General features: G+C 67.1%; 22 protein-coding genes. 11 read left to right on the top strand and 11 right to left on the bottom strand.

Annotated features, from left to right (window positions below; genetic code table 11):
• Window positions 1–9: 9 nt before the first annotated feature.
• The 7 genes from AC1D2F_RS11660 to AC1D2F_RS11630 form a co-directional block, all read right to left on the bottom strand.
• Complete coding sequence (locus AC1D2F_RS11660; RefSeq protein ID WP_229992395.1) at window positions 10–1,461, bottom strand: MFS transporter; 1,452 nt, start codon at window positions 1,459–1,461, stop codon at window positions 10–12.
• 87 nt (window positions 1,462–1,548) lie between these two features.
• Complete coding sequence (locus AC1D2F_RS11655) at window positions 1,549–2,013, bottom strand: MarR family winged helix-turn-helix transcriptional regulator (RefSeq protein ID WP_476966767.1); 465 nt, start codon at window positions 2,011–2,013, stop codon at window positions 1,549–1,551.
• 14 nt (window positions 2,014–2,027) lie between these two features.
• A complete protein-coding gene (locus AC1D2F_RS11650) occupies window positions 2,028–2,642 on the bottom strand; it encodes a TetR/AcrR family transcriptional regulator (RefSeq protein ID WP_229992397.1) in 615 nt (204 codons plus the stop codon).
• A 28-nt stretch (window positions 2,643–2,670) separates the two neighbouring features.
• On the bottom strand, window positions 2,671–3,915 hold the full coding sequence (locus AC1D2F_RS11645; protein WP_476966766.1) for an NAD(P)/FAD-dependent oxidoreductase: 1,245 nt from the start codon (window positions 3,913–3,915) through the stop codon (window positions 2,671–2,673).
• The gene (locus AC1D2F_RS11640; protein WP_229992399.1) at window positions 3,912–4,106 is read right to left on the bottom strand and encodes a ferredoxin; all 195 of its coding nucleotides are present in this window, start codon (window positions 4,104–4,106) and stop codon (window positions 3,912–3,914) included. Before AC1D2F_RS11640 ends, AC1D2F_RS11645 begins: the two co-directional genes overlap by 4 nt.
• The gene (locus tag AC1D2F_RS11635) at window positions 4,103–5,275 is read right to left on the bottom strand and encodes a cytochrome P450 (RefSeq protein WP_229992400.1); all 1,173 of its coding nucleotides are present in this window, start codon (window positions 5,273–5,275) and stop codon (window positions 4,103–4,105) included. The genes AC1D2F_RS11640 and AC1D2F_RS11635 overlap by 4 nt, the downstream gene beginning before the upstream one ends.
• 60 nt (window positions 5,276–5,335) lie before the next feature.
• Window positions 5,336–7,057 (bottom strand): MFS transporter, encoded by a 1,722-nt coding sequence (locus tag AC1D2F_RS11630; RefSeq protein WP_476966765.1) that lies wholly within the window; start codon window positions 7,055–7,057, stop codon window positions 5,336–5,338.
• Between the two features lie 316 nt (window positions 7,058–7,373).
• Here AC1D2F_RS11630 and AC1D2F_RS11625 point away from each other — a divergent pair, with 316 nt between their 5' ends.
• The 6 genes from AC1D2F_RS11625 (at window position 7,374) to AC1D2F_RS11600 (ending at window position 14,223) form a co-directional block, all read left to right on the top strand.
• Window positions 7,374–8,384, top strand: a complete 1,011-nt coding sequence (locus tag AC1D2F_RS11625; RefSeq protein WP_476966764.1) for a phosphotriesterase family protein — start codon at window positions 7,374–7,376, stop codon at window positions 8,382–8,384.
• 50 nt (window positions 8,385–8,434) lie between these two features.
• Window positions 8,435–9,388, top strand: a complete 954-nt coding sequence (locus tag AC1D2F_RS11620) for a phosphotriesterase family protein (protein WP_229992403.1) — start codon at window positions 8,435–8,437, stop codon at window positions 9,386–9,388.
• Between the two features lie 72 nt (window positions 9,389–9,460).
• Window positions 9,461–10,588, top strand: a complete 1,128-nt coding sequence (locus AC1D2F_RS11615) for an FAD-dependent monooxygenase (protein ID WP_229992404.1) — start codon at window positions 9,461–9,463, stop codon at window positions 10,586–10,588.
• Between the two features lie 5 nt (window positions 10,589–10,593).
• Window positions 10,594–11,526: an alpha/beta hydrolase gene (locus AC1D2F_RS11610; RefSeq protein WP_364743138.1), complete on the top strand. Its 933-nt coding sequence runs from the start codon at window positions 10,594–10,596 to the stop codon at window positions 11,524–11,526.
• Window positions 11,523–12,491, top strand: coding sequence for an MBL fold metallo-hydrolase (locus tag AC1D2F_RS11605; RefSeq protein WP_229992406.1), 969 nt, complete (start codon window positions 11,523–11,525; stop codon window positions 12,489–12,491). Before AC1D2F_RS11610 ends, AC1D2F_RS11605 begins: the two co-directional genes overlap by 4 nt.
• Complete coding sequence (locus AC1D2F_RS11600; RefSeq protein ID WP_229992407.1) at window positions 12,484–14,223, top strand: CocE/NonD family hydrolase; 1,740 nt, start codon at window positions 12,484–12,486, stop codon at window positions 14,221–14,223. Before AC1D2F_RS11605 ends, AC1D2F_RS11600 begins: the two co-directional genes overlap by 8 nt.
• 62 nt (window positions 14,224–14,285) lie before the next feature.
• Here the strand turns inward: AC1D2F_RS11600 and AC1D2F_RS11595 are convergent, their stop codons facing one another.
• From AC1D2F_RS11595 to AC1D2F_RS11580, 4 genes are all read right to left on the bottom strand, one after another.
• Window positions 14,286–14,873: a TetR/AcrR family transcriptional regulator gene (locus AC1D2F_RS11595; protein WP_229992408.1), complete on the bottom strand. Its 588-nt coding sequence runs from the start codon at window positions 14,871–14,873 to the stop codon at window positions 14,286–14,288.
• Window positions 14,874–15,029: 156 nt separating this feature from the next.
• Window positions 15,030–17,420: an ATP-binding cassette domain-containing protein gene (locus AC1D2F_RS11590; RefSeq protein ID WP_229992409.1), complete on the bottom strand. Its 2,391-nt coding sequence runs from the start codon at window positions 17,418–17,420 to the stop codon at window positions 15,030–15,032.
• A gap of 140 nt (window positions 17,421–17,560) precedes the next feature.
• Complete coding sequence (locus AC1D2F_RS11585; RefSeq protein WP_229992410.1) at window positions 17,561–17,980, bottom strand: VOC family protein; 420 nt, start codon at window positions 17,978–17,980, stop codon at window positions 17,561–17,563.
• Entirely contained in the window at window positions 17,977–18,426 is a 450-nt protein-coding gene (locus tag AC1D2F_RS11580; protein ID WP_476966763.1) for a helix-turn-helix transcriptional regulator, read from the bottom strand. The genes AC1D2F_RS11585 and AC1D2F_RS11580 overlap by 4 nt, the downstream gene beginning before the upstream one ends.
• 104 nt (window positions 18,427–18,530) lie before the next feature.
• Between AC1D2F_RS11580 and AC1D2F_RS11575 the strand changes: the two genes are divergently transcribed.
• The 5 genes from AC1D2F_RS11575 (at window position 18,531) to AC1D2F_RS11555 (ending at window position 23,858) form a co-directional block, all read left to right on the top strand.
• Complete coding sequence (locus AC1D2F_RS11575; protein WP_476966762.1) at window positions 18,531–19,766, top strand: type III polyketide synthase; 1,236 nt, start codon at window positions 18,531–18,533, stop codon at window positions 19,764–19,766.
• 62 nt (window positions 19,767–19,828) lie between these two features.
• Window positions 19,829–20,539, top strand: coding sequence for a class I SAM-dependent methyltransferase (locus AC1D2F_RS11570; protein ID WP_476966761.1), 711 nt, complete (start codon window positions 19,829–19,831; stop codon window positions 20,537–20,539).
• Window positions 20,532–21,713 (top strand): FAD-dependent oxidoreductase, encoded by a 1,182-nt coding sequence (locus tag AC1D2F_RS11565; protein ID WP_476966760.1) that lies wholly within the window; start codon window positions 20,532–20,534, stop codon window positions 21,711–21,713. The genes AC1D2F_RS11570 and AC1D2F_RS11565 overlap by 8 nt, the downstream gene beginning before the upstream one ends.
• A 528-nt stretch (window positions 21,714–22,241) precedes the next feature.
• Window positions 22,242–22,775, top strand: coding sequence for a hypothetical protein (locus AC1D2F_RS11560; protein ID WP_476966759.1), 534 nt, complete (start codon window positions 22,242–22,244; stop codon window positions 22,773–22,775).
• A gap of 111 nt (window positions 22,776–22,886) precedes the next feature.
• On the top strand, window positions 22,887–23,858 hold the full coding sequence (locus AC1D2F_RS11555) for a hypothetical protein (protein ID WP_476966758.1): 972 nt from the start codon (window positions 22,887–22,889) through the stop codon (window positions 23,856–23,858).
• The last annotated feature ends 5 nt before the right edge of the window (window positions 23,859–23,863 follow it).

The raw sequence follows: 23,863 nt of genomic DNA, 5'->3' as shown, positions 1-23,863 counted from the left end.
AGACGGGGCTCAGCCCAGGTGGACGATCGGGGCGTCGCCGTCGGTGCCGGTGAACTTCTTGCGGTCGATGTTGATGAGCAGCAGGGCAATCGGAGCGATCAGGATCGCAACACCTGCGGCCCAGAGGAACACCTTGGCGTAGCCGTCTGAGAGGGCCGCCAGTGAGACACCGCCGGCCGCGGCCGCGATGGTGCTGAAGAGAGCGATGCCGAGGGAGCCGCCGATCTGCTGCGAGGCGTTGACCAAGGCGCTGGCCACACCGGAATCATCCTTGTCCACGCCGAACAGCGCCAGGTTCTGCATCGGCACGAACACCATGCCAAGCCCGACACCCAGGAGAAGGAGCGCGGGCAGCATGTTGACGAGGTAGAGGCCCTCGGCGCTGACCTGCGTGAGCCAGAGCATCGCCGCCGCCATGAAGACCGGACCCGCGGCCGTCGGGATCTTTGCACCCAGCTTCGGCAGGTTCTTCGCGACAACCCCCGCCGTGATGATCAGTGCCACCGTCATGGGCAGGGAAGCAAGCCCGGCGAGGAACGGGGCGAAGCCAAGCACAATCTGGATGTAGAAGTTGATGAACAGAATGCCGCCGATCAGGACCGCGCCGGACAGGAACGAGGCCAGGAACGCCGCTCCGCGGTTGCGCTCGGTGGCCACGCGCAGCGGCAGGAGCGGGTGCTTGACGGTGGCCTCGACCAGGACGAAGAGTGCCATGAGTACGACGCCGGCTGCAATGAATCCCCAGGCTTCGGGGGCATCCCAGCCGTGCTCCGCATTGGTGAAGCCGTAGACGAGGGACCCCAAACCCAGGGCGGCCAGGACGACGCCGGGCCAGTCATATTTGGTGGACCCCTGGGCCTTGCTTTCGCTGACCAGAGACCACACGCCGGCGAGGGCGATGGCGGCGATCGGCACGTTCACGAAGAAGCACCAGCGCCAGCTCGCGTGTTCGGTCAGGAAACCTCCCAGCAGGACGCCGACGGCGGCACCGACGCCAGTGATGGAGCCGAAGATCGCGAACGCCGTGCCGCGGTCCTTTCCGCCCGGAAAGGCGACGTTCAGCAGCGCCAGGGCGGCGGGGGCCAGCAGCGCAGCGAACACGCCCTGCAGGGCGCGCGCACCGATCAGTTCCCAGGGCTGTTGCGCGATGCCGCCGAGCAGAGACGCGACCGCGAAACCTGCGGCGGCCACGAGGAAGGTCCGTTTCCGGCCCCAGAAGTCCGCGATCCGGCCTCCGAGCAGCAGGAAGGCGCCGAAGGCCAGTGCGTAGGCCGTGACCACCCAGGAACGCGCCGAGTCACTGATCCCCATCTCGATCTGGAGACGCGGCAGTGCCAGGTTCACGATCGTGCCGTCCAGGACCACCATGAACTGTGCGAGGGCCAGGAATACCAGCGCCCACCAGCTGCTGCTGGGCCTGCTCCCCTGCTTTGTCCCTGCATCTGCTAGCTGTGTTGCCATATCAAAATCCACCCTTCAAGTATTAATACTTACAAAAGTATAACTACTTCGCATGAGTTCTTAGGCAGGGCGTGGAGGTGATGTGCGCTACTCGGGCTCGGCGATGATCGAGGCGAGGCGCTGCAGGGCCGGCAGGCTGGCGGCGATTTGCTCGCGCTCTTCGGGCAGCAGCCGGGAACTCGCCGACTCCAGCGCTTCCGCCCAGGCGCCCTCAAGGAGGGTCTTGATCCGCTGGGACTCCGCCGTGGGGTGGAGGGCGACGTACCGCTTGTCGGCTGCGTCGCGGGTGCGGGTGACAAGGCCCGCGGCGACCAGCTCCCGGAGCTGGACGCTGACGTTGCTGAACTGCCGCCCGAGACGCGAGGCAACGTCCGCAACGGTGATGCCGGGGTGGTTCTCGATGACCCGGAGGATTTCCAGCACGCCATTGGACAGCGGCCGGACGCCGGTGTCATTGTGCGATTTCCGGCGGATATCGGAGGAAATGTCGATCACCGAGACGGCCAGGGACCGGTGGTCCACAGCCTTCGCCGGTACTTCGGCTGCGCCCATACTTTCCATCCGGTTCAGCCTTCGTCGCAGAGCAGGTGGTACCAGTTGTCGGCGAGCACCTCGAGTGCGTGGTCGCGGTTTGGTTCAAACTTCCGTCGTGTCCAGAGCGTGGCGACGTAGTCGAGCGAGGTGAACGCGAGAGTGCCGCGAATGTGGCGCGTCTCCTCCGAGAAGCGACTTGCCAGCTCCATTCCGCGCACGAGATCGGAGATGACCTCCTCATGCCATCCCTCGACCAGGGCGCGCACCTCGCGATCAACGGCGGCTGCCTCCTCGAGCACGTCGAGGTACGGGCGGAAGACTGGCCAGAGCGCCGCCCGCGACTCCAGCCAGGCCAGGATGCCCGGCAGCTCGCCTGCGCGCACGACGTCGACGAGCTCGGCCGCGGTCGATCCCCGTTCGGGGCCGTCCGCGCGGTCCAGCACAGCGTTGACGCGCGCCATGAAGTCCCGCATCAGGTCGCTGCGCGAGGGGTAGTAGGCGTAAAAAGTCACCCGGGTGGTTCCTGCCGCAGCGGCAATCTCATCGATCGTCGTCGCGGCGTAGCCCTTCTCGGTGAAGAGTTCAAGTGCCCGTTCGACGATCACGTCGCGGGTCAGCTGCTTCTGGGCCTCTCGCAACGACGACATGGATCAATCCTAACGGTGTTGTGCGGCGTCAGACACGAGCTGGCGCCGCCGGACGCACCGCGGCCGGACCGACGTCGGCCAGCCGGCGCAGTTTGGGGATGGGGATCCGGTAGTTGATCGCGACGGCGGTGCCTGAACCGTCCATGTTGTCCCAGCGCAGCAGCATCGAATCCGCACTCTCGCCGGGCTCGCAGAAATCGGGAGTCCCGACAACCGGCGCGAAGCCCACCGACTTGAGCGACAGGCCGAAGCCCTCTGTCCAGAAGTACGGCTGGAAGTCGAACTCGGGCGCCGCGTCACCCTTGAGCAGGCCGACGGCGGCGATCTTGGCCTGGTCGATGGCGCTGGTCCAGAGGGGCACCCGTTCCACCCCTCGACKGSTCGGGWAGAACGCCACGTCGCCGGCGGCGACGATGTCCGGCCGGAGCCTGCCGCGCGAGTCGACACGCAGCTGCCCGTCGACGAGGAGGTTCGAGCCAGCCAGCCAGCCGATGTTTGGCTCGTCGCCGATAGCGGTGACCACAAGGTCCGCCTCCAGTTCGGTGCCGTCGGCAAGGACGACTTTTGCCCCGGTACCGTGATCGAGAAGACGGGCCTTCCCACCGCCAACCACCCGCAGTCCGCGCCGGACGGCGGCGGAGGTGAAGATGTCGGCCAGATGGTCGCCAAGCTGACGCGAGAGCGGCTTGACGTCGGAGACGAGGGTGACCTCGCAGCCCACGTGCAGGCAACCGGACGCGACCTCAACGCCGAGCGGTCCGCCGCCGACCACAATAACTGACGGGCGCGATGCGGCCAGCTCTTTGAGCAGGATCGCATCCTCGATGGTGCGCAGGGTGAGCTCCCGGAGGGAGCCGTCCTGTCGCGGTCCAGCTGCTCCTTGCCCCGGGGCGAGGCGCTTCGCCCGGGAACCGGAAGCGATGACGAGGCCGTCATACGGCAGCTCATCGCCCCCGTCCAGGCGAACCAGCCGGGCGTCAACGTCCAGGCCCGTGGCGCTGACTCCGAGCAGCTCGGTTGCTTCGTGGGTCGGCTCGGGGAGCACATGGGCCTGGAGTACATCGTCGCTTTTCCCATCGACGCTGTTCCCATCAACACTGTCCCCATCAACACTGTGCAGCAGCGCCTTGGAGAGGGCTGGCCGGCTGTAGGGATGGTGGCGCTCGGCGCCCACAACAGTGAGCTCACCATCGAAGCCGGCCGAGCGCAGCGAGTCGCAGGCCGTGAGCCCGGCGATGCCGTTGCCAACCACCACTATCCTGCGCATCGTCATGCCGCGGCCAACCGCAGCGCGGCAACCGGGCAGACCCTTACCGCCGCCTTCGCGGCGTCCAGGTCAGCCCCTTCCGCGTCCGGAACGTCGATTACCAGCTCGCCGTCGTCGTCGAGGTGCATCAGCCGGGGAGCGGCCTCTTCGCAGAGGCCGTGTCCCTCGCAGCGCGGCCGGTCGAGTTGGATCCTCATGCTGCCACCACCTTGGTGACCTGGAGCAACTCGAGGCTCCGCGTGATGTTGCTCGGCTCCCGGACTTCATCGGAAATCGTCAGCGTTTTCACCCTGCGGGCAAGGGCCTCAATGATCGCATGGGCTTCAAGTTTCGCCAGGCCTTGGCCGGCGCAGCCGTGCGGTCCATAGCCGAAGGACAGGTGGTCCACCGGGTTGCGCATCACGTCGAAGGTGTCGGGATTCTCGTAGTGCCGCGGGTCCCGGTTGCCGGCGCCGAAGAGGATGCCCACCTGCGCCCCGGCAGGAATCGTGGCTCCGTCGATTTCCACGTCGCGGGTTGCCCTGCGGCCCCAGATGTGGACCGGTGCCCAGTAGCGCAGCACTTCGGCGAACGCCGCGGGGACGAGTTCCGGGTTCTCCCGGACCAGCCCGAACTGCCCGGGGTGGTGGCCGAACAGCGCAATGATGTTCCCGATTGACGCGATTGTCGTGTCGACGCCCGCTCCCAGGTACTGGTGGATGATGTGCCCCGCAGAGCCTTGGGGAATGTCGCCGCGTGTCTCGGCGTCGAAGATTCCGCGGCCGATTGAGCCGGGTGTGAGGTCGTCGGCGGTGACCGACGAGCACCAGCCGTAGAGCTCGCCGGCGATCGGGAAGCTCTCCTGCGTGCGCTGGTTCAGCGGGCCGATGACCTGCATCGCGGCCTGGCCCCAGCGCAGCATGTTGTCCTTGACGTGTCCGCTGAAGCCAATGAGGTCGGCAACGATTTCGATCGGGAAGGCCCGGGCCAGGGAGTCGATGGCCTCAAAGCTGCCGCTGGCGGCGAGCTCGGCGACGAGCTGGTCCGCCTTTTCGTCGATGACGACCTTCAGGCCGCGGAGTGCGCGGGGGGTGAGGTTCTGTGACAGCGTGGCCCGGAGCTGCGTGTGAATGGGCGGGTCGGAGGCAAGCGAGGTGCCCTGCAGCGCCTCGTTCACCATCGGGTTGAAGCCGATGCTGGTCGACGAGAAGGTCTCCGGATCACCGAGTGCGTCACGGATAACGTCGTAGCGCGTTAGGACGTACAGCTCGTTCTTGGGAAGGTGCACCACTGCGGCCTGCTCGCGGAGCGAGGCATACGTGGGGTAGGGGTCGACCAGGACGTCGTCGGCCCAGATGTCGATGCCGGATTCGGTGGGTGCAGTCACGGTGTTCTCCTTGCGGATTGTGGGTTGTGGGTAGTGGGTAGTGACGTGAAGCCGTCAGTCTCAGACGGCCACGTCAGCGGTGGCCTCTGTCGTCTCTGCGATGGCGTCGGGGGTGGGCGCCGAAGAACGAGCGGAGATGAAGAGGGTGAGGAGGGCGGAGGCTGTTGCCGCGATGGCAGCGACGAGGTAGACCGTTTGGAAGCCCTGGCCGAGCGAGGCTCCGGCCACGCCCTGTATCTGCTGCTGCGCGGCGGTGAGGGCCTGAACCATGCCGTCGACAGCAGGGGCGGGCGCGCCCCCGGCCAGTGCCTGGCCGGAGAACTGGGCGATGACGCCGTCCCAGCCCGAGAGATAGCCCAGGGGCGGCACGTGGGAGAGCCCGGCGACTGCGTTGGCGGGCAGCCCCGCCCCGCCGAGGATCCCGCCGAGGGGGCCCGCGAAGGCTGAGGCGCCGATGCTGAACGCGATGGCCGAGCCGATGACCGGGCCAAGGGCGAAGCCAAGGTCCCGCAGCAGGTTCGTCGTCGCCGACGCCATGCCGATGTGCTGCGGCGGGACGGTGTTGATCGCCACGGAAGTGATGGAGCCAACTGTGAGCGCGAATCCGATGCCCAGCAGCAGAAGTGGCGGAATGAAGGCCGTCCACGGGGTACCGCCGAAGGCCTCCGGCGCGCCCAGGGAGAACGTCGAGAGCCAAAAGCCGGAGATGGCCATGAAGGCGAAGCCCGAGGTGAGCACCCAGCGCGGCGCTATGTGGTGGATGAGCCACCCCACCACGGGGATGAAGGCGAACGCGGGGCCCTGGATGAAGACGAACAGCACCCCGACCTTCCAGGTCTCGGCCAGGGCAAGGCCGCCGACGGCGACGCTGGTGCTGAAGCAGATCGCGAGGAAGGCAAACATGCCGGTGACCGCGACGACGCCTGTGATCGAGTAGGCGCTGTTCTTGAACAGGGAAAGGTGGATGAGCGGCTGTTTGGTCCGCGTCTCGATGACGAGGAAGAGGACCAAAAGGATGCCGCCGATGACGTAGCTAACGACGACATCCGAAGCGCCGAAGCCCGCATCGACCGCCTGAACCGTCGCAAAAAGCACGGCGATGAGGCCGAGCGCGAGGGTGAACTGGCCGGGCAGGTCGAGTTTGCGTCCCTCCGCGGCCGCGGAGTCCTTCGCCCGGAGCGCGACGATGAGAACGCCCACGGCGACGGCGGCCGCAACGAAGTAGGCGACACGCCAGCCGCTGAACACGTTCGGCGTGCCAGCCGCAGCGCCTGGCACGGTGAAGAACTGGGCCGTGAGGCCGGCGAGCAGGGGGGAGATCACCGCGCCGAGCGACAGGAACCCGGCCCAGGTGGCAATGACCCGGGCCCGCGCCCGGTGGTCCGGGGTGATCGCCGCGATCATGGACAGCGAAATGGGGAAGAGGATGCCCGCCCCGATGCCGCCGACGGCCTGCGCGGTGATCATCATCTCGGTTGTCGGCGCCAGCGCAGCAAGGACGGAGCCGACGATGCTGACCCCGGCGCCGATGTACAGAAGCTTCTTGYGTCCGAACAGGTCACCCAGGAGCCCCCAGCTGAGCTCGAACACGACGATACCCATCAAGAACATGCCCGCGATCCAGGTCAGGCCCGCGCCCGAGGTATGGAATTCCGCGGCGAAGGTGCCGCTGAGGGCACCCGGCAGGGCGTTGGTGATCTGCGCGAGTGTGACCGCGCTGTAGGCGGCCACGAACGTCGCTCGTACTGAGCCTCGGCTCGACACCGTGGTGGTCTGACTCATCRATGAAACTCCTTTGTTTCCGGTCGATTCTCCGGTGGTGCGCCGTTGCTGGTGCCCTACCGGGTAAGTGCCGGTAGGCCGGAGGTAGATGTGGCGCTCCCCACAGTGTGGTGCCAAGGTTTACATGATGTCAAGAGCACTTACGCAACGTTGGTTTCATAAGCACGCCGATGCTCAGCTGCCGTACGGCCTGCAAATTTCCTTGACATCATGTAAAGAAATATGTGAGGCTGACTGCACCGCAAGGGAGCGACGGCACGGTCGAACTCCGCGGCACCCCTGCATTGCAGCACTCGATCCTCAAGGGAGAAGCCAAGTGAGCCACACCACACCCGCCGATACCGGTGACGCGTTCCACGCCCCCGCCGGGCAAACCGTCAACACGGTCTTGGGTCCCGCCCCTGCCTCGGAACTGGGCGTTGTGGCGCTCCATGAGGCTTTGTTGTCGGTGGTCCCGGGCGCCCAGTACGCACCGGAGATCTCCATGGACCGGGCGGAGATCTTCCAGGCCCTGGCCGCGAAACTCGAGGACTTCCGCGGGCACGGCGGGAAGACGATCGTGGACAGCACCGGCATGTTCCACGGCCGCGACCTCAAGCTCTACGAGGCACTGTCCCGCTCCACCGGCGTCCACATCGTCGCCTCCACGGGCCTGGGCCCGGAGGAAGAACTCGGCGGATACTTCCTGACGCCCCAGACCAACCCGCCCACCCCGTGGCCGGCCGAAAAGTTCAGTGATCTCTTCGGCAAGGAGGTCAAGGAGGGGATGGTGGTTCCCCGGGTCGAGCGCCGCGCCGCCGCTGGCATCATCGCCACCACCGCCGACCGCGCCGGTATGACGCCGACCGAGGAAAGCCTGTTTCGCGGCTCCGCCCGCGCTGCCAGGGACACCGGCGTCCCGGTCTCCATCCGCTTCGGCGCCGACGCCCTGCACGATCTGGACATCGTCCTGGACGAGCAGATCGGGGCCGACCGGGTGCTCGTCGGCGGCCTCGACCGCAAGGACGGCGCCGGCTCCGCCATGGAAGTGGCCGGCCGGGGAGCCTTCGTCGGCATCGACCACGTGGGCCTGAACGACCATGCGGACTACCTCACCGACCACGATCGCGCCGAACTGGTGCTCGAGCTCGTCAAGGCAGGCCATGCCGAAAGGATCATCCTTTCGGGCAACTCGATCGGCGTGGCCAAGGGTCTGCCGGAGTACAACCTGCCCTACAGCCACGTCCTGACCACCTTCATGCCTTTCCTCAAGGCCCACGGCCTGGGCGAGGAAGACGCCCGGCGCATCCTCGTGGACAACCCGCGCAACCTGCTGACCGTGCGCTAAGCACGCGGCGGCCCACACACAACAAGCTTTCGAACCCCGAGGTGAACGAAATGACCAAAGTCAACACCGTGCTGGGAACCATCCCGGCCGAAGAACTGGAAATCGTGGCGGTCCACGAACACATCGGCTACGGCATGCCCGGGTCCGAACTGGACACCAAGTGGTGGAAGTCTCCGGAGCAGGCCTACGAGGAAACCGTGCCGAAACTGCGGAAATTCCGCGAATACGGCGGCGGCACCTTCGTGGACGCCACGGGCATTTGCAACGGCCGCGACGTCGACTACTACAAGTCACTGTCCCGGAAGACGGGCGTGCACATCGTGGCCTGCACCGGCTTCGTCGGCGGCGACACCGCCCTGCCGCACTTCTCCCGTGCCACCGTGGAGTACCTCACGAAGGTGTTCATCCACGAGATCACCGTCGGCATCGGCACTACAGGCGCCAAGGCCGGCGTCATCAAGGTCGGTGTGAGCCGCGGCGGACGCATGACGGACCTGGACCAGCGGATCTACCGGGCCGCGGCCCGCGCCGCCGTCGTCACCGGCGCACCGGTCCTGACCCACCTGGCCATCGACCCCGAACCGGCGGTGAACATTTTCAACGAAGAGGGCCTCCCGCTGGACCGCGTGCTCTTTGGCCACGCCGACGACGGCCTGAACGCTCCGATCACTCCCCACGATTGGATCTACGAGCAGGGCGGCCGCATCGGCTTCGACACCTTCGGCTACGACCTCGAACTGCCCGATCCGCCGTTCTGGGGCCGCAAGCGCGCCGAACGCATGGAGCACTTCGTCCACCTCGTGAACAAGGGCTATGCGGACAAGCTCCTGGTCTCGGCCGACGCAAATTGCAGCCCACTGGGCTGGCCGGGAGTGAAGGGCCACACCATCAACTACATCTTCGAGGACATGATCCCCGACATGCGCGCAGCCGGAATCGACGACGCCACCCTCAAACTCCTGCTCGAGGACAACCCGGCCGACTTCCTGTCGCTTCACGCCTGACCCCGGACAATCCACCACACTCACCGTTCCCCAACACTTGGCCCGGGCCAAGCGTCAAGAAGGAGATGAACCATGAAGGCTGAAGACATCAAGAACCTCAACATCGCCATCGTCGGCGCGGGGTACGGCGGCGCCGCGGCGGCCAAAGCCCTGAGCCTGCTCGGTGCCGACGTCAACGTGTACGAACAGGCTTCCCAGATGCGGGAGGTCGGCGCCGGCATCGGGCTGCGTCCCGCCACCATGCACCGGTTCAGCCAATGGGGCATCTTTGACGCGATCGCGAAAGTAAGCTCGCCGAGCGACTACTTCGAAATCCTCACCGCCACGGGTGAGCCGATCATGAAGGACACCTGGCCGGAGTTCGGCGAGCAGACACAGACCCACCTCATCCACCGCGGCGACTTCATCGAGGCCCTGCTGGGCGTGCTGCCCGAGGGCATGGTGCACCTTGGCCACAAGCTGGAAACCATCGAGGACAAGGGCGGCCGCCCCGTCCTGACGTTCACCAACGGCAAGAGCGTCGAGGCCGACCTGGTGGTGGGCGCCGACGGCATCAAGTCCGTGGTGCGTGAGCAGCTCTTCAGCGACAAGGGTCCGGTGTTCTCGGGCGAACACGCCTACCGCGCTGTGATCTCCGCCGACGACGCCCACGGCATGGTGGTGGACGACAACCTGCGGATGTACATGGGCAGGGGCACGAAGGTCTACCTGCTGCCGCTGCGTCACCGCAACCAGATGTCGTTCGATATCACCGCACTGTGCCCGGACAGCACCTGGGCCCCCACGATCACGAAGGACGACCTCGTGGCGACAGTGGAGGGCTTCGACGAGCGGATTGTCAACATTGCCCGCGGCCTCGACATGGACACCGTGAACATCCGCGCCGTCTACGACATAGACCCGGTTAGCTCGTGGCACACGGACTCCGTCGTGGTCATGGGCGATGCGGCCCACTCGATGCTGCACCACCAGGGCCAGGGCGCGAACTCGGCCATCGAGGACGCCGGCGCGCTCGCCGATGCCCTTGCGGGGGCTGGCTCCGTCAAGGAGGCACTGGCCCTGTTCCAGGCAACCCGCAAGCCGGTAACGGACGAGCTGCAGCGTATCTCCCGCCAGGGCTGGTCCGAGGACGAGGTCAATGACGTCTTCCCGGGGCAAAAACCCACGTCCCAGAAGCCCGCCGCCGCATCGAAAGCGTGAACGCCATGACCATCCATCCCGAAATCGCCAAAATCCTCGGCACCCTGCCGGCACCGGACGGGTCGCCGCTCAACCCGGCGGCCATGCGCGCCGGGGAGGCTTCGCAGGTGCTCCCTCTCGAGGACCGGCTGCCGCTGTTCCTTGTCGAGGACGCCACGGCAGTGACGGCGTCGGGCGAGGTGCCCGTGCGGATCTACACGCCTGCCGAGGCGGACGCCTACGGCCTGCTGGTGTACTTCCACGGCGGCGCATTCTTCCTGGGCAGCCTGGACACCCACGACCACGTGGCACGGTCGCTGGCGAGGGAGACCGGCCACAAGGTCATCTCGGTCGGCTATCGCCTCGCCCCGGAGGCCGCGTTCCCGGCCGGCCTCGACGACTGCTACGGGGTGGTCCGGTGGGCCGCCGAGCAGGGTGCGAGCCTGGGCTGGGACGGGAAGAACCTGGCCATCGCCGGTGACAGCTCGGGTGGCAACTTCGTCGCGGCCGTCGCCGCGCAAGCACACGACGACGGGTTTGATCTCATCACGCACCAGGTCCTCTTCTACCCGTCCCTGGACCTGGACTTCGACGTCGACCGCTACGCCTCACTGCGGGAGAACGCTGAGGGGTACGGGCTGGAGACGGCGGGCCTTTTGCCGTTCAACTCCTTCTACCTCGGGAACGGGGCGGATCCGTCGGATCCCCTCGTCTCCCCCATCAAGCGCGAGGATCTCGCCGGCCTGCCACCGGCCCTGGTCATCACCGCGGAGTACGATCCCCTGCGCGATGAGGGCGAACTCTACGGCCAGCGACTGACGGAGGCCGGCGTGGACGCGACGGTCAGCCGTTACGCGGGGGCAAACCACGGCTTCGTCGCAAACTTCTCCTGGCTCCCGGAGTTCTACCGGGCGTTCGGTGAGACGGCCGCCTTCCTGGACGGGAACGCCGGGCAATGACGCCGGCAGTCGCTGTTCATCCCATCGTCTCGCCGTGGGGCCGGTTCGGTCTCTACAGCTTCTTCATCGACGCCCCGGAGCCCGCCATCGTGGACACTGGGATCGCATCCTCGCCCGCGGAAGGACTGGCGCCCGCGCTGGCGGCGATCGGCCGCCGGATCGAGGACGTCCGCTGGATCCTGCTGACTCACGGGCATATCGACCACGTCGGCGGTGCCCACGCCCTGTGGGAACTCACCGGACGGCGCGCGCAGGTCGTTATCCACGAGGCCGACGCGCCGCTGCTGCGCTCGCGAAGGGCGCACGTGGACGAATACGTCGCCGGCCGGGCGCAGTACCTGCACGACCCTGACGGTGAATCGAGGCTGTCGGCCGCCGCGGACGCGGTTATCTCCGGCGAGATGGAACCGACGTTGTTGGTGCGGGGCGGCGAGAGAATCTCCCTCGGTGGTGACGTCACCGTTTCCGTTCACTCAATCCCGGGACATACCCCCGGGTCGGTCGCCTACGTCATCGACGGGCAGGACGACGTGTTCGTCGGCGACGCCGTCCAGGTCCACGGCGCGGCCAACGGGTTCCCCGGTTTCGTGGACCCGGCCGGCTATCGCGCAGGCCTTCAGTACCTGCGTGAGGAGATCCGTCCGCAGCATCTCTACCTCGGGCACCCGTACCGCCGCGCGGACGGCACGCCGTACGGCGTCGAGCTCGACGCGGAACAGGCCAGGGAAGCGCTCCAGGCGAGCCAAGAGATCGAGGCCCGTGTCGGTGACGCGGCCTGCCGCTGCCTGGACGCCGGGCTGCAGGACACGGACTCGCCATACTCGCCCTTCGCCCGCGTTGCTGAAGAACTCGGCTACGCGGGGGACCCCAGCCTGGAGCCGTCCCCGTTCTTCACGACGCTCCACGGCTACCGCACAACCTTTGACCAAATGACCAAGCATGAGGAGCTACGCACCCATGGATGACCTAAAGATGCTGGATGCCGGCGGGGAAAAGATTGCTGTCCGCAAGGATCTCCGGGTCCCGATGCGGGACGGCGTCGAGCTCGCCGCGGACGCCTATCACGGTACTGAGGACAAGCCGCGGCCCGCCCTGGTGGCACTGAGCCCCTACGGCAAGGAGCTGCAGGCGCTGGCCCTCACCACCCCGCCGCAGCGGCGCCCCAGCCCCATGTGGGACGGCTGCATCGAGGCCGGGGACATCGCCCGCATCGTCAAGGAGGACTACGTCCACGTCATCGGCGACCTGCGCGGCTCCGGCCACTCCGGCGGCGAGCACATCGGCAATTACAACGCCGGCGGCGTCTCCCTGGGCCAGGACGCGTACGACTTCATCGAATGGGTCGCCGAGCAGCCGTGGTGCGACGGCAACGTCGGCATGGTCGGCATCTCCTACTTCGGCTCCATGCAGGTGCTGGCCGCGGCCGAGCGCCCGCCGCACCTGAAGGCGATCTTCGTCTCCGGCGGCCACTACGACTTTTACGAGACCACCTACCACGGCGGCGTCATGTGGTTCATGCCGCGCGCCGCCCGCGAGGGCCGCGGCGGCGACTCCGGCTGGGCGTTCACCGACGGCGTGAAGTCCCGCATGATCGAGAAGTACTCCCCCGATGAACTGAAGAAGCTGGTCCAGGAGCGGCTGCAGGATCCGGACGTGGCCGCCTGGCCGAACCTGGTCCATGTCCTGAACTACCCGAAGAATCATGAGGTCTGGTTCGACATCGTGATGAACGAGCTGGACGGGGACTGGTACGAGGAGCGCAACCCCGTCTCGCTGGCCCCGAACATCGACATCCCGGTCTGGCTGCAGCTCGACCAGGGCCGCGGCTGGACCTTGGATGGCACGATCGAGCTGTTCAATAAGCTGAAGGGCCCCAAGAAGCTGGACATCGGTCCCTACCCGCCGATGCAGTCGCGTCCCTTTATCGAGGAGCACGACAAGATGTTCCGGTGGTACGACTACTGGATCAAGGGCATCGACAACGGCGTCATGGACGAACCGGCCGTGAGCGTCTTTGTGGAGGGTTCCCGGGAGGTGGTGACCGCCGAGGCGTGGCCGCCGAAGGACATCGAGTACAAGTCCCTCTATCTGCGCCCGCGCCACACGCTGTCCGAACAGCCCGAGCCGATGGGGGCGGAGTACGCCGCCCCGGACGGCTTCTACCAGGCGCCGCTGACGGTGACGGACAAGGTGGAGATCATCAGCTGGTCCACCCCTGTCTTCGAGGAGGACACGGAGATGATCGGCGCCGGTGCCGCGCACATCTTCGCCGAGATCGACCAGCCGGACACCAACTTCATCCTGCGCCTGTGGGACTACGCTCCCAACGGCCCGCGCCAGCTGATCACCAGCGGCTACCTGAAGGCCTCGCACCGCGAACTCGACGAGCGAACCACCGAGGGCAACCCGTACCACGCGCACACCCGTTCCGTGCCGGTGGAGCCGGGGACGATCGAGGAGTACGTGCTGCGCCTCTATCCGTTCGCGAACACGTTCAAGCCGGGGCACAAGCTGACGGTGGAACTGTCCAACGGCGAGCCGCTGGCCGACGAGCACAATGCGCTGCTGCCGCCGGATGCCTTCCACCTGCCCGTGGGCCGGCCCGTCACCCATAAGATCTACCGCGACGCCGCCCACCAGTCCAGGCTGGTCCTGCCGTTCACCACACGCAAGGCGGCGGAAGACCAGGGGCACTGATGTCGTGGGGCACCTGAAAACGCCGGGGCGCAGTCAATAGACTGCGCCCCGGTGCTTCCTGCTCACTCAGCCAGCAGGAAGCACCAGTTCTCGACCATCAGATCCAGAGAAGTGTCGCGGTCTACGGTCCAACCGAGCCGCATCCAGCGCCGGGAAAAGAACTCCAGTTCTCCGAAGGCCAGCGTGCACCGGACACGGCGGCTGGGTGGGTCAAAACGCCCGGCCCGGTCCAGGCCGGCCTGCATGTCATCGATTGCCAGGTCGAACCACTGATCCAAAGCGGCCTGGATGTCCGGTTCGCTGGCCGCGGCCTGGTGCGCCGCCACCACATAGGGACGGATGTCGGCCCATTGGTCAAATTTCCGTGCAAGCCAGACCCTGATCAGCTTGCGGTCCCCGGATTCCACCACCGAATGCAGCGGCGGCACATCGGCATCGGTCAGTATCTCGTTGGACCGCTCGACGAGCGAGCGCATGAGCTGGGCCTTGGACGGAAAATGCGAATAGAAGGTTGCCCTGGTGGTGCCTACGGCAGCGGCAATGTCATCCACCGTGGTGGCGGCGAACCCCTTTTCCTCGAAAAGCTCCAGCCCCTTCTCGAGAAAAAGTCGGCGGGTCATCTGCTTTTGAGCTTCTCGAATGCTTGCCACGGCCCCAGATTAGTCCACATTCTCAGACCACGCTGGAATCCGCCGATACCGAATCGGTTGAGCAGCAGCGGCGGGCTGCCCGCAGTTCCGGGTGCCATCGGAGCGATCCGGTGGCACCCGGAGCCGCAACCGCGGCCGCGGCAATGACCGGGCGGGTCACGAACGGACGTAGGCCGCCAGGTGCTGGCCGGTGAGCGTGGCGCGGGCAGCGACGAGGTCGGCGGGGGTGCCCTCGAAAACAAGCCTGCCGCCGTCGTGGCCGGCACCGGGGCCGAGGTCGATGATCCAGTCGGCGTGCGCCATGACCGCCTGGTGGTGCTCGATGACGATAACCGACTTGCCGGAGTCGACGAGCCGGTCCAGGAGGCCCAGCAGGTTCTGGACGTCGGCGAGGTGCAGGCCGGTGGTGGGCTCGTCGAGGACGTAGATGTCACCCTTCTCTGCCATCTGGGTGGCGAGCTTGACGCGCTGCCGCTCACCGCCGGATAGCGTGGTGAGCGGCTGGCCGAGGGTGAGGTAGCCGAGCCCGACGTCCACGAGCCGGTCGAGGATCTTGTGGGCCGCCGGCGTGCGGGCTTCCCCTTCGCCAAAGAACACCTCGGCCTCGGTCATCGACATTGCCAGCACTTCGGCGATGTTGTAGCCGCCCAGCCTGTACTCCAGCACCGAGGCCTGGAATCGCTTGCCCTCGCAGTCCTCGCAGATGGACTCGACGGTGGCCATGACACCGAGTTCGGTGAAGATGACACCCGCGCCGTTGCAGGTGGGGCAGGCGCCTTCCGAGTTGGAGCTGAACAGCGCCGGCTTCACGCCGTTGGCCTTCGCGAATGCCTTGCGGATCGGCTCGAGGAGGCCCGTGTACGTCGCGGGGTTGCTGCGGCGCGACCCCTTGATGGCACCCTGGTCGATTACCACCACACCGTCGCGTCCGTCCACCGAGCCGTGGATCAGCGAGCTCTTCCCTGAGCCGGCGACGCCGGTGACCACGCAGAGCACGCCGAGCGGGATGTCGACATCCACACCCTGGAGATTGTTGGTGGAGGCACCACGGACCTCCAGTGCGCCCGAGGACGGGCGTACCGATTCCTTTACCGCGGCCCGGTCGTCGAGATGGCGGCCGGTGATGGTGTCACTCCCCCGCAGCCCCTCCACGCTTCCCTCGAAGCAGACACTGCCGCCCTCGGTGCCTGCGCCGGGACCGAGGTCAACGACGTGGTCGGCTATCGCGATGGTCTCCGGCTTGTGCTCGACGACAAGCACGGTGTTGCCCTTGTCGCGCAGCTGCAGCAGCAGCTGGTTCATCCGCTCGATGTCGTGCGGGTGCAGGCCGATCGTCGGCTCGTCAAAGACGTAGGTGATATCTGTGAGGGACGAGCCCAGGTGCCGGATCATCTTTGTGCGCTGGGCCTCTCCCCCGGACAGCGTGCCCGCCGGCCGGTCCAGGGAGAGGTAACCCAGCCCGATTTCGGCGAACGAGTCGAGCAGGTGCCGCAAGCCGTTCAGGAGCGGCGCGACCGAAGGCGCATCGAGCTCGCGGACCCACGCGGCCAGGTCGCTGATCTGCATCACGCAGAGGTCGGCGATGTTCTTGCCCTGGATCTTCGAGGACCGGGCCTCCCGGCTGAGCCGCGTGCCGTCGCACTCCGGGCAGGCCTGAAACGTGATGGCGCGCTCCACGAAGGCCCGGACGTGGGGCTGCATCGCCTCGACGTCCTTGGACAGCATGGACTTCTGGATCTTCGGGATCAGCCCCTCATACGTCAGGTTGATGCCCTCAACCTTGATCTTGGTCGGTTCCTTGTAGAGCAGGTCGTGCATTTCCCTTTTGGTGAACTTCGCGATCGGCTTGTCCATGTCGAAGCCGGCGCCGCTGAAGATGCGGCCGTACCAGCCGTCCATGCTGTAGCCGGGGATTGTCAGGGCACCGCCAGCGAGCGACTTGGAGTCGTCGTAGAGCGCAGTGAGGTCGAAGTCGGAGACCGAGCCCATGCCCTCGCAGCGCGGACACATGCCGCCCAGGTAAACCGCGTCGTGCACCACATTCTTCTCGACCCGGCCGCTTTTCTCGGTGCTCATCACGCCGCTTGCCTTCCGCGTCGGGACGTTGAAGGAAAACGCCGTGGGGGGTCCCACGTGCGGTGATCCCAGCCGGCTGAAGAGGATGCGCAGCATGGCGTTGGCATCGGTGACGGTGCCGACGGTGGACCGGGGGTTGGCGCCCATCCGCTCCTGGTCGACGATGATCGCCGTCGTCAATCCCTCGAGGTGGTCCACCTCCGGCCGCGACAACGTCGGCATGAAGCCCTGCACGAAGGCGCTGTAGGTCTCGTTGATCATCCGCTGCGACTCTGCGGCGATCGTGGCGAACACCAGGGAGCTCTTGCCCGAGCCGGAGACGCCGGTGAACACCGTCAGCCGGCGCTTCGGGATCTCGATGCTGACGTCCTTGAGGTTGTTCTCGCGCGCGCCCTGCACGCTGATCAAATCGTGGGTGTCAGCAACATGCTGCGCAGGCGACTGCGTGTCCGCCCCGGTGGCCATGCTCATGGTGTCTCCATCTGTTTGCGGGGCCGCCTGCGCGGACTCCCTCAGCGTCGCTTTGCTCTATCTAACCAGCTTCCGGCTCTGTGCCTTCTTGTCCCGCGTCCGCCTTGCCCGCGTCCGCCTTGCCCGCGTCCGCGGACGGCTCAGAGCGGCTGCTGGATGCGGATCAGGTTGCCCGCGGGATCGCGGAAGGCACAGTCGCGGACCCCGTAGGGCTGCTCTGTCGGCTCCTGGACCACCTCGGCGCCGCTGGCCTGGAGCCGTTCGAAGGTGGCGTCGACGTCCTTGGTGGCCAGGAGGATGCGGGCGTAGGTGCCCTTGGCCATCATCTCGTCGATGATGCGGCGCTCGTCGTCGGTGATACCGGGGTCGGCGGCCGGCGGCTCCAGGACGATGGCCGTGCCCGGCTGGTCGGCCGGGCCGACCGTGATCCAGCGCATCCCGCCGTATCCGACGTCGTTGCGGACCTCGAAACCGAGTGTGTCGCGATAGAAGGCGACGGCGGCGTCGGGATCGTTGTGTGGGAGGAAACTCGCGTGAATGTTGATGTCCATGAAATTCATGCTAGCTGCGCTTCGGGGGCCGGCACTTCTCGATTCCTGACCGGTCTGGTGACCTGTTTCGCCACGCAGGACGGCATCCCCGCGGTCGCGCGCGCCGCCTCGCGCCGGTAGACGCTGGGCGGTACGCCGACCAGTTCGGTGAAACGGGTACTGAAGGTGCCCAGCGACGAGCAGCCGACCGTGAAGCAGACCTCGGTGACGCTCAGGTCGCCGCGGCGCAGCAACGCCATGGCGCGCTCGATGCGCCGCGTCATCAGATAGCTGTACGGTGACTCGCCGTACGCGAGGCGGAACTCGCGGCTGAGGTGCCCGGCGGACATGTGCACACCGCGGGCGAGGGCCTCGACGTCGAGCGGTTGCGCGTACTCCCGGTCCATCCGGTCACGGACGCGGCGTAGCAGCGCGAGGTCGCGCAAGTGCTGCGCCGGGTCGGGTTTGCTGGTCACATGTGAGATGGTGCTACTTCGCGCCGAAGTTGTCCACCCCGGCCGTGGTCCCAAATCTCAAGTCGTTCCATTGTCTTTGGCGGCGGCCTCACTGAGAATGAACCATGACGGTCTACCTGAGGTCCTTAGAAACTGCAGTCCCGCCAACCATCCTGGTCCAGTCCGAGGCCAGGGCGGTGTTCGCCGCCCAGCCGGGCCTCACTCGGCTCGGATCCCGGCTGGTCAACACCTGCTTTGACTCCGCCGCCATCGACACCCGGCATACGGCAGTCGAGGAACTCACCAAGGACAGCCGGGCGGAAGATCCCCAGTTCTTCGACCCGGCCACCGGCTTGGTGCTCAGCCCCAGCACCAAGACCCGCAACGGCATTTTCGCCACGGAAGCGACCAAGCTCTTCATTGAGGCCGCCCAAAAAGCCCTGGATGCCTGTCCGGGAGTCGATGCGCAGGACATCACCCACCTGATCACCGTCTCCTGCACCGGATTCTTCAATCCGGGCCCGGACTACAAGATTGTCCGGGCCCTCGGCCTGAACCCGGCCGTCCAGCGGTACCACCTCGGTTTCATGGGCTGCTACGCCGCATTCCCGGCGCTGCGGGCCGCGAAGTCATTTTGTGAGGCGGACCCGGATGCGGCGGTGCTGGTGGTCTGCGCCGAACTCTGTTCCCTCCACGTCCGGACCTCCAATGACCCGGACACCATCATGGGATCGGCCTTGTTCGCCGACGGCGCCGCTGCGGCCATCATCACGGCGCGGGACATCCCTGGCGAACCAGCCCTGCTGCGGCTGGACCACTTCGAAACCGTTCTGACACCCGTCGGGGAGGACTCGATGGCCTGGAACATCGGCGACGAAGGCTTCGAGATGGTGCTGGGAAACTATGTCCCGCACATCATCGATGACCACATCATCGGCGCCCTCGAACCTCTCCTGTCCCGCGACAGTTCGCTGCAGGGACTCCCCTACCGGGACATCCAGCACTGGGGCATCCACCCGGGCGGCCGGAGCATCCTGGACAAGGTCCAGTCCAGGCTGGACCTCAGCGACGAACAACTCGTCCCCGCCCGCGAAACCCTGYGGAACTTCGGCAACATGAGCAGCGCCACCGTCCTGTTCGTCATCAAGCACATCCTGGACCTGCCGGCGGCGGACGACGCCGGGACCAGCCCGGCCAGCCCCGGCGGCCCGGGCGTGGAACGGATCTGCTCCATGGCCTTCGGCCCGGGCCTGACGGTCGAAACGRCACTCTTCACCAGGCTGGCTGCCCCGCGACCTGCTGACAACCCGCGGCAGGAGTCCGCGGCGGAACCGGCGGAACCAGTAGCGGTACGGGTCTGAAAGCGGCCACACTGAAACCGTTCAGCGCGAAGCAGATCCCAGAACACCTCCGGGCGGCCCTCTTGCGGGACCGCGCGTCAGACGCCGTCGAGGAAATGGACCTGCCCGGCTGCGATCCCGGCCGGCTGGAGCGCACTTATGCCCAGTTTGCGCTCGTCAACCGCGCAGTGGCCGGTTGGCGCGGCATCTATCGGACCCGGATCCGGCCGCGGCTGTCCGCGGACTCCCCCACGTCCCTGCTGGACGTCGGTTGCGGCGGGGGCGACGTTTCGGTGCTGCTTGCCCAATGGGCCGCCCGGGACGGGCTGCGCCTGGAAGTCACTGCCATTGACCCGGATCCGCGGGCCATCCTGTTCGCCCGTGCCCGCCACGCAACGGCGGACGTGACGTTTCGCCAGGCGAGCTCTGCAGAGCTGCTCGCAGGGGGCCAGCGGTACGAGGTCGTGGTGTCCAACCATGTGCTGCACCACCTCAGTGGGCTGGGAACGTTCCTTAGCGAGTGTGCCATGTTGTCCAATGGCACCGTCATCCACAACGACATCCGCCGCAGCCCCGCCGCCTACGCGCTCTTCTTTGCCGGCTCCTGGGTGCTCTCCGGCTCCTACATCCGGCGGGACGGGTTGACCTCAATCCGTCGAAGTTACACTGCCGCGGAGCTGGCCGCCGCCGCTCCCCCCGGCTGGACAGTGGCCCGCCACGCCCCATTCCGGAACCTGCTGCTGCTGGACACTCCCGACGGCGACTATCCGGGGAGGCCCGCTGCCCGTGGCTGAAGTGCTGATCATCGGTGCTGGTCCGGTGGGACTGTTCATGGCCGCGCTGCTGCTGCAGGAAGGCGTGGATGTGCAGATCCTGGAACAGCGGAGCGCACCGGAACCGCATTCGCGTGCCATCGGCATCCATCCGCCGGCGTTGGCCGCGCTCGCGGGTACCGGAGTTTCCGAGGCCCTGGTTGCCGAAGGCGTCCCGATCCGCCGCGGAGTTGCCCTCGCCGGCGGGAAATGCCTCGCCCAGATGTCCTTTGCCGGTGTCTCGGACCGTTTTCCGTTCGTCCTGTCCCTGCCCCAGGGCCGCACGGAGGCGCTGCTGGAACGGCGGGTCAATGAGCTCAACGACGGCGCCCTGCACCGCGGCGTCCGCCTCACCCGGCTGTCCGACGACGGCGCCCGCGTCACCGTGGAAGCCGTATCCGGGCGCGGCACCTTGAGCTATGCGGCGCCGCTGGTCATTGCCGCCGACGGCGTGCGCTCCACAGTGCGGGCGCTGCAGGGCGTCGCCTTGCGAGCCAAAGAGTACCCGGACAGCTACCTCATGGGTGACTTCGCGGATAACACCGGGTTCGGTCCGGACGCCGCGCTCTTCCTGGCCGGGGCCGGCATCGTGGAGTCGTTCCCCTTGCCCGGTCATCTCCGCCGCTGGGTGGTCCGGCTGGGCGCCGGCGACCCCCCTGCTGCCGGCGGCGCCACCGCGGGGGGCCAGCGCGGCGACAGTCAGGGCGGCGACGCCCTGTGGCTCATGCGCTGCGTACGCGAGCGGACAGGACTCGACATCGACGCCGGAACCAACACCATGCTCAGCAGCTTCGGCGTCCGCACGCGCCTGGCCCGCCGGATGGTGACCGGCCGGGTGGTGATGATCGGGGATGCGGCCCATGAGGTCAGTCCCATCGGCGGGCAGGGCATGAACCTGGGCTGGCTCGACGCTGCGGCGCTGGTACCGATCGCAACGGCCGCCATGCGCCGCCAGCATATAGACGGCGCCTTGAAGAACTTCGAACGCACCCGGCTGCGGGCGGCGGCGAGGGCCGCACGCCAGGCCGAAATCAATATGGCCCTGGGCCGGCCCCTCACGGACGGCCTCTTGGCGTTGCGGAACCGGGCCATCGGAGGCGTCGCCGCAGTTCCGGCGGTGAATGCACTGATCGCCCGCCGCTTCACGATGCAGTGAGGTTCCCGGTTGCTGCCCCGCGGCCTCCCGCCCGTCGCTGCCCCTCAAAGACACCCGCCGACACCTTTTGAAATTCACCCGCACATGCGGGAGAATTTGGTGGGCTGCTCACGTTCGACGCGCCAGGGCATCCTGAGTTGCCGAGCCCAAACCGTGCATCGGAACCGCAGTCGGTCCGTTGTGGCCCCGAACTCGGTCCAGGGTGCCGTAACTCGGAGTTTTTTGCAGAGTTCTTTTGATAGTCCAGCCTGACAACGGCGCGACATCGCTCAGCGCCAGTTCGAGCCCCTGGGGCCGCCCAGCAGGGTGGGTCGGGGGTAAAGGGTGTGTTGCGAACGCACTCCCGCCGCACAGGAAGGTTCCGGAATTCCACGACCAAATCGGCAACTCAATCCCTTCATCCGCAAATACCTCAAGACCGGCCGCCCCGCCCATGCAGATGCCAGAGGTCTCGGCGAAATCAAGCCGGTCGAGCCCGCCGCCCGGCAGGAGGGCGCGCCCCTCCTCGGCGATGATCAGGTCTACGTGATGAAGTACGGGAGCGAGTACCATACGGCGTGGTGCCACGATGTGGCCGACAAATGGCGCAACGCACCCAGAGGGCTCCTCGTGACGTTGTTGGCCGACATCGGAGCGCGGACCCGCTGCGAGGAATGCGACCGACCCCCGAGCGCAGCCGGAGCGTCATCTGCGCAGGAGTACCAAAAACAACCCCGGCCCGCCCCGGCGACCCCGCCGCCGGACGGGGTGATCCCGTTGAAGGTCGTCGGGGTGGCCCATGGAATCCTGTTCCTGGCGGCGGGGCCGGAGCATCAGGAACTCCTTAAGGGGACCGCTGTCGAGCCGGCGACCCCGCTGTTCGTGGGCGGACGGCGGGCCGGCATCGTGATGCGGGTGGACGCCGCCCGTGACGAACCACGCCTGGTTGTCCAGTTGGACCCCCGCGCCACGTTCCAGAACGGGCCGTACCAGCTGCGCCTCCGCCGTCCCCTTCAGCGGTCGGCGACCAAACCCTATGCCGTGGAGTCCGTTGAACTGGCGCCGCGGGGTAGCACTCCGTAAGGGCGCCCGGGCAGGTGCTGACGGTTCGGCGACGATGGCCGACTCCCTCTCGGCCGTGACCGTGGATGGTGCCGCAAAGCCAGTCGGCTGACCGCAGAATAGACTGTGCGCATGGACGGCCCCGTGGTGACGCGCCGGCGGCACATCGTATTCCGGGCAGCGGAAGCCGCGATCGCCGCGGCCGTGCTGGGCGCTGCTGCGGCCTGCAGCCCGGAAGGCGGTCCGGCCGGTACGAGCTCCGCGGCCACGGATGCTGTGACCGCGGAAATCAGCCAGTTCCGTGACAACTACAGCAAACACATCATCGAAATCCAGCTCACGAACACCACCGGCCGCGCCCTGACGGTCCTTGCCGCGGAACTGACCAGCCCGCTGTTCGCGGCGCCGATCACCTGGCCAGCGCGCACGGGCGGGATTGAGCTTCCGCCCGGACAGGCGAAAAGCCTGCCGGCACCGCTGCCCGCACCAGAATGCGGCTCCCCGTCCCCGTCCTCAACAGGGCCGGCAACCGCCTCCGGCGCCGACTCCGGCAACGCGGTTGTCGCACTCCGGCTGGCGGTGCCGCAAGGCTCTGTGCCACAGGGAACTGCGCCGCCCCAAGCCGTCGCCCGGGCAGCAGACCCGTTCGGCGTCCTGGCGCGGAACAATTCGGAGATGTGCCTGGCCCGGGCAGCCTCGGCCGTGGCCGCGATCGCGCTGGTTCCTGACCTCGAGGTCGCCGCGGACGGGCGGACCGCCGTCGTACGTCTGCTGGTGCAACCGCGCGCTGCCAGCGGTGGAGGGGCTGGCGCGGGTGAGCTGGTGATTGACCGGGTCGAGGAGACCCCCTTGCTGGCGGAAGCCCCGCAAGCCCCCTGGCCCCGTTCGGTGACGCTCAGCGCAGGCGGGCCACCGGCGGAAGTGCGCCTGGGCATCCGGCCCTCCCGCTGCGATCCCCACGCCGTGGCCGAAGACAAGGTGGGCACGCTCCTGCCGCTTCGGGTCAGGGTGGCGGGCCGGGAGGGTGTTGTGAAGATCGACGCCGGCAGCCAACTTCGTGGCCGGATTTATGACTTTGTTACAAAGGCGTGCGGCCGCCAGTAGTCTGG

It is taken from the genome of Arthrobacter sp. P1_B3, assembly GCF_056406615.1.
The sequence above is the reverse complement of the archived record's forward strand: the minus strand, read 5'-3'. Positions and strand labels throughout refer to the sequence as shown.

Excerpts from the sequence above, each read along its gene's own strand:
- AC1D2F_RS11600 (WP_229992407.1), top strand. The coding sequence starts at position 12,484 with ATGGATGACCTAAAGATGCTGGATGCCGGCGGGGAAAAGATTGCTGTC.
- AC1D2F_RS11610 (WP_364743138.1), top strand. The coding sequence starts at position 10,594 with ATGACCATCCATCCCGAAATCGCCAAAATCCTCGGCACCCTGCCGGCA.
- AC1D2F_RS11620 (WP_229992403.1), top strand. The coding sequence starts at position 8,435 with ATGACCAAAGTCAACACCGTGCTGGGAACCATCCCGGCCGAAGAACTG.
- AC1D2F_RS11555 (WP_476966758.1), top strand. The coding sequence starts at position 22,887 with ATGGACGGCCCCGTGGTGACGCGCCGGCGGCACATCGTATTCCGGGCA.
- AC1D2F_RS11605 (WP_229992406.1), top strand. The coding sequence starts at position 11,523 with ATGACGCCGGCAGTCGCTGTTCATCCCATCGTCTCGCCGTGGGGCCGG.
- AC1D2F_RS11655 (WP_476966767.1), bottom strand. The coding sequence starts at position 2,013 with ATGGGCGCAGCCGAAGTACCGGCGAAGGCTGTGGACCACCGGTCCCTG.
- AC1D2F_RS11590 (WP_229992409.1), bottom strand. The coding sequence starts at position 17,420 with ATGAGCATGGCCACCGGGGCGGACACGCAGTCGCCTGCGCAGCATGTT.
- AC1D2F_RS11660 (WP_229992395.1), bottom strand. The coding sequence starts at position 1,461 with ATGGCAACACAGCTAGCAGATGCAGGGACAAAGCAGGGGAGCAGGCCC.
- AC1D2F_RS11640 (WP_229992399.1), bottom strand. The coding sequence starts at position 4,106 with ATGAGGATCCAACTCGACCGGCCGCGCTGCGAGGGACACGGCCTCTGC.
- AC1D2F_RS11560 (WP_476966759.1), top strand. The coding sequence starts at position 22,242 with ATGAAGTACGGGAGCGAGTACCATACGGCGTGGTGCCACGATGTGGCC.
- AC1D2F_RS11585 (WP_229992410.1), bottom strand. The coding sequence starts at position 17,980 with ATGAATTTCATGGACATCAACATTCACGCGAGTTTCCTCCCACACAAC.
- AC1D2F_RS11650 (WP_229992397.1), bottom strand. The coding sequence starts at position 2,642 with ATGTCGTCGTTGCGAGAGGCCCAGAAGCAGCTGACCCGCGACGTGATC.
- AC1D2F_RS11615 (WP_229992404.1), top strand. The coding sequence starts at position 9,461 with ATGAAGGCTGAAGACATCAAGAACCTCAACATCGCCATCGTCGGCGCG.